Here is a 4283-nt window from a genome sequence, read left to right on the forward strand (position 1 = left end):
TGAGCGTCAAACGCGAGACTGAGCTAATACTGGCTAACGCTTCACCGCGAAAACCTAGACTCATAATGGCTTCGAGATCATCTAAGGTATGTATCTTAGATGTCGCATGACGACTGAGCGCTAAGCCGAGTTCATCTTTCGCGATACCTTTTCCGTTATCACGAACACGAATCAGCTTTGCGCCTCCTTTCTCGATATCGATATCGATTCGAGTTGCGCCAGAATCAAGACTATTTTCAACCAGCTCTTTAATCACAGAAGCAGGTCTTTCGACCACTTCCCCTGCGGCGATTTGGTTTGCAAGTCTGGCTGGCAAAATTTTAATCGTCATAATGAGTTAGAAGCTCACCTACTTGTTTGGAATGATCAGGACTTGCCCAACCGCTAGCTGATCAGAGCGTAAGTTATTCGCTTTACGAATGCTCGATACGCTAACGCCGTATTTGGACGCTATTTTGCCAAGGAACTCACCCCGAGAAACCTTGTGCTTACGAATCGGTTTATCTTTTACCGCGACCGTTATCTTCAACTTTTGCCCTACCCACAAGGTATCTGACTTCAAGTTATTCTCTCGGCGGATATCTGAAACCTTCACTTTATAGTGATTCGCAATCTTACCTAAGAACTCACCAGACTTAACCTTGTGCGTAATGGTTTCTGTCTCAACAGTAATCGGTTTACTTGGCACTTTAATCGTACCAGCAGAAGGAATGTTGAGCTTCTGACCAATTGCCAAGCCTGTCGACTTCAAGTTGTTTGCCGACATCAGCGCTTTAGAGCTAAGCCCATATTTGTTCGCGATCACCGATAATGACTCGCCACGCTTTACAATATGTACCATTGGCTTCGCTGAAGGCGAGAACACCGTACCCTCTGGTGGGTTATCTTTTAAGTACTTGACGACCGCCTTAGTGATAGCCTGAGCTAACTTATCTTGGTGCGCTCGTTGAAACAGTAAACGCTCTTCTGTTGGGTTAGAAATAAAGCCCGTTTCCACTAGCACAGACGGAATCTGTGGAGAGCGTAAAACCGCAAGGCTGGTGTTGATCGGTTTGGTGTTATGCAGGTGCGCAACACGTCCCATCTCACCTAGGATTTCTGTTGCCAGCTTATAACCTTCTTTTTGTGAATGACTAAACTGCAAGTCCAACAAAGTTTGGTTCACGTTACGATCTTTTGTCTTCGTGAAGAACGCATTACCCGAGCCGCCCAATAACTCAGACTGTTTCTCATGGTTCTCGACCCAACGAGCAATTTCGGTATTTGCACGACGAGTATTTAGTACGAAGACCGATCCACCGCGGGGCTTCGGTGAAGTAAACGCATCTGCGTGAATGGAGATCAGCAAGTGCGCATCATTTTCACGAGCAATCGCGACACGACGGTTTAAGTTTACAAAATAATCTCCCGTACGAGTCATGCGCGTTTTAATACCAGGAGTCGCATCGAGCTGAGCAGCAATTTTTCTTGAGATACTCAATACCGCATCTTTCTCGTACTTACGACGTGAAGGGCCAATAGAGCCAGGGTCTTCCCCACCGTGACCAGGGTCGATAACAATTAACACTTCTTGAGCTCGTTGAACTGAACTCATGTCTTTGCTGGCCGCCGCTGGCTTACTCGGTTTAGAGGTCGATGCCTTCTTACCGTGCGGTAAATCAATCACCAAGCGGTGACCATACTGCCCACCTGGTGTTGGGCTTAATTTAAATAATTCCGCTTGAACGCTCTTTTTTAGTTCAAACACCAAACGATAAGTGCCCTTCTCTGGAGGCGAGCTTTTTCGTACCAGTTTTAAAACAGGGCTATCCGTAACAGTAACAGGCAGTTTGGCCTGCATCGTCGTGCTTTTTAAATCCACGACAAGGCGATCCGGCCCTGATAAAGAGAAATAGGAATAGTCAGCTTCCGAGCCTAAATCGATGACAACACGTGTTTCATCAGGTGAAGGCCAAACTCGAAAACTCTTAACGACGTTAGCAAATGCTAAATTGGGGATGAGAAGGAGAAAAGTGGCGACAAACGTCGCCACTTTTCTAAAATTAGAAAAACTCAACATAGCTCCAATCGACTGAGTAACTGCATACCATAATCATTATTAGCTGTTAGTTCGGCTACACGTTGCTCACCTTGGTAGCGAATGTTTACATCAAGATCCGGTTGTGGCAGTAAGCCATGCCCTTTTTCAGGCCATTCAACCAAGCAAATCGCATCGTCTGTGAAATAGTCTCGAATCCCCATAAACTCAAGCTCTTCAGGATCCGCAAGACGATAAAGGTCGAAGTGATATACTTGCCACTGATCCAACTGGTACGGTTCGACTAGAGTATAAGTTGGACTTTTCACGTTACCTTGATGACCAAGAGCACGGACAAAACCACGACTAAAGGTTGTTTTACCTGCACCCAAATCACCATGCAGATAAATTGTGGTTTGCTGGGAACAAAGCTGAGCCAAAGCGGTGCCTAGTGCAACCGTTTCATGCTCATCTTTTAAATTGAATTGTTTCGTGCTCATTGATGCTTCTCTAACTAATGATCGTTGACTATATAAAAATCAAAAGAACAGGAATAGTAAACCGTGTTGGTTTTGAGAGACAAGCTTTCAAATGTCATATGTGCGAAAAAAGTATCCAATAAACGGTATCTTAATCATCTTAGTATCGACCTAGATTTAGAATATATGCAAATGACTTCAATAAGCAGTATTCACAACATCAAAAACGTACCTAACTGGGTAGCACCAAAGCCAGAGATCCGTTAAGATCCGCCCCCCTTTATTCCGGTGGTTAACATGAACTACGAACAACTCGCACAACAAATCAAAGTTTGGGGAAAAGAACTCGGCTTCCAAAAAGTTGGGATCTGCGACGTTGATCTGAGTGAACATGAAGCAGCACTACAAAAATGGCTTGATGCAGGCTATCACGGCTCAATGGATTGGATGGCTCGTCACGGTATGATGCGTGCTAGACCCCATGAGCTACTCCCGGGAACCGTTCGTGTTATCAGCGTCCGGATGGACTATCTGCCACCAGAGGCTCAATTCGCTTCAAACCTCGCGAATAAAAGTCATGCCTATATTAGCCGCTACGCACTAGGGCGTGATTATCACAAGCTCGTCAGAAAGCAGCTAAATAAACTCGGCAAACTTATTGAACAAGAGGTTGGTCAATATGGTTACCGACCTTTCGTTGATTCCGCACCAATATTAGAGCGACCTCTCGCCCAAAAAGCGGGCTTAGGTTGGACCGGGAAACATTCCCTGATTTTAGATCAAGACTGTGGATCGTGGTTCTTTTTAGGTGAACTACTTATCGACTTACCACTACCCGTAGATGAGCCAAGCGTTGATCAGTGCGGTAAATGCAAAGCATGCATTACATCATGCCCAACACAAGCCATCGTTGAAGACAAAGTTGTCGATGCCAGGCGTTGTATCTCTTATCTCACCATCGAGTTCGATGGCGTGATTCCTGAAGAGTTTCGGAAGCCAATGGGTAACCGCATTTATGGTTGTGACGACTGTCAATTGGTTTGCCCATGGAACCGCTACGCCGACATAACGGAGCAAGATGATTTCCACCGTCGTGACAGTTTCAAAAACCCTGACCTCGTCGACATGTTTAACTGGGATGAAGCGACTTTTCTAAAAAATATGGAAGGCTCCGCTATCCGTCGTATTGGTCATATACAGTGGCTACGTAACATCGCTGTCGCACTTGGTAATGCAGAATATAGTCAGCGAATCATAGATGCGCTGGAAAGTCGGCAAGGTGAAAATAAATTACTTGATGAGCACATTAAATGGGCTTTGACAGAGCAACTGAATCAACTCCCCACTGAGAGTAATTCATCTATAGAGACGAAAAAGCAACGCTTAATAAGGATAGTCGAGAAGGGACTGCCGAGAGACGCATAGAGCGTAGTCTATATGCAAGAGATTGAAAGTACTTTTGCATGTTCAATTCATGACCTTGTTCTCAATTTTGTAATGTGGAAAAAAATTTGAGATTCAAGAAAAACAAGCTAGCAGAAAAAAGTTAAACACAGCTCGGAGAAATGACTAGGATCAAAAAAATACCAGTTAATGATCGTATTTTAACGTACTCGATCCGACAAAAAACTTATTTTTTCTTTATATAACAAAGATTTAATTGGTATTTCTTTGTTGTTTCAACTTCATTTTAGAGAAAAGATCTTTCTTCCCCATCATAAAAAGTCAAGCTAAAAACACTTTATCAACCAACTTATCCACAGAACGACGTATGTGGATAACTCTGT

General features: G+C 44.1%; 4 protein-coding genes. 1 reads left to right on the forward strand and 3 read right to left on the reverse strand.

What is annotated here, in order from left to right; genetic code table 11:
* The 3 genes from mutL to tsaE all read right to left on the reverse strand — a co-directional run.
* A partial coding sequence (mutL, locus tag IQR33_RS22125) for a DNA mismatch repair endonuclease MutL (RefSeq protein WP_193844044.1) occupies window positions 1-331 on the reverse strand: 331 nt, incomplete at its 3' end.
* Window positions 332-349: 18 nt separating this feature from the next.
* On the reverse strand, window positions 350-2059 hold the full coding sequence (locus tag IQR33_RS22130; protein WP_193837593.1) for an N-acetylmuramoyl-L-alanine amidase: 1710 nt from the start codon (window positions 2057-2059) through the stop codon (window positions 350-352).
* Window positions 2053-2517 carry a tRNA (adenosine(37)-N6)-threonylcarbamoyltransferase complex ATPase subunit type 1 TsaE gene (tsaE, locus tag IQR33_RS22135; RefSeq protein ID WP_193837592.1) on the reverse strand — a complete coding sequence of 155 codons (465 nt, stop codon included), beginning with the start codon at window positions 2515-2517 and terminating at the stop codon, window positions 2053-2055. Before tsaE ends, IQR33_RS22130 begins: the two co-directional genes overlap by 7 nt.
* 276 nt (window positions 2518-2793) lie before the next feature.
* Here tsaE and queG point away from each other — a divergent pair, with 276 nt between their 5' ends.
* Window positions 2794-3921, forward strand: a complete 1128-nt coding sequence (gene queG / locus IQR33_RS22140; RefSeq protein ID WP_005381370.1) for a tRNA epoxyqueuosine(34) reductase QueG — start codon at window positions 2794-2796, stop codon at window positions 3919-3921.
* Window positions 3922-4283 lie beyond the last annotated feature (362 nt).

Origin of the sequence: Vibrio sp. OPT46 (assembly GCF_015163535.1) — a bacterium.
Classification (GTDB): domain Bacteria; phylum Pseudomonadota; class Gammaproteobacteria; order Enterobacterales; family Vibrionaceae; genus Vibrio; species Vibrio alginolyticus.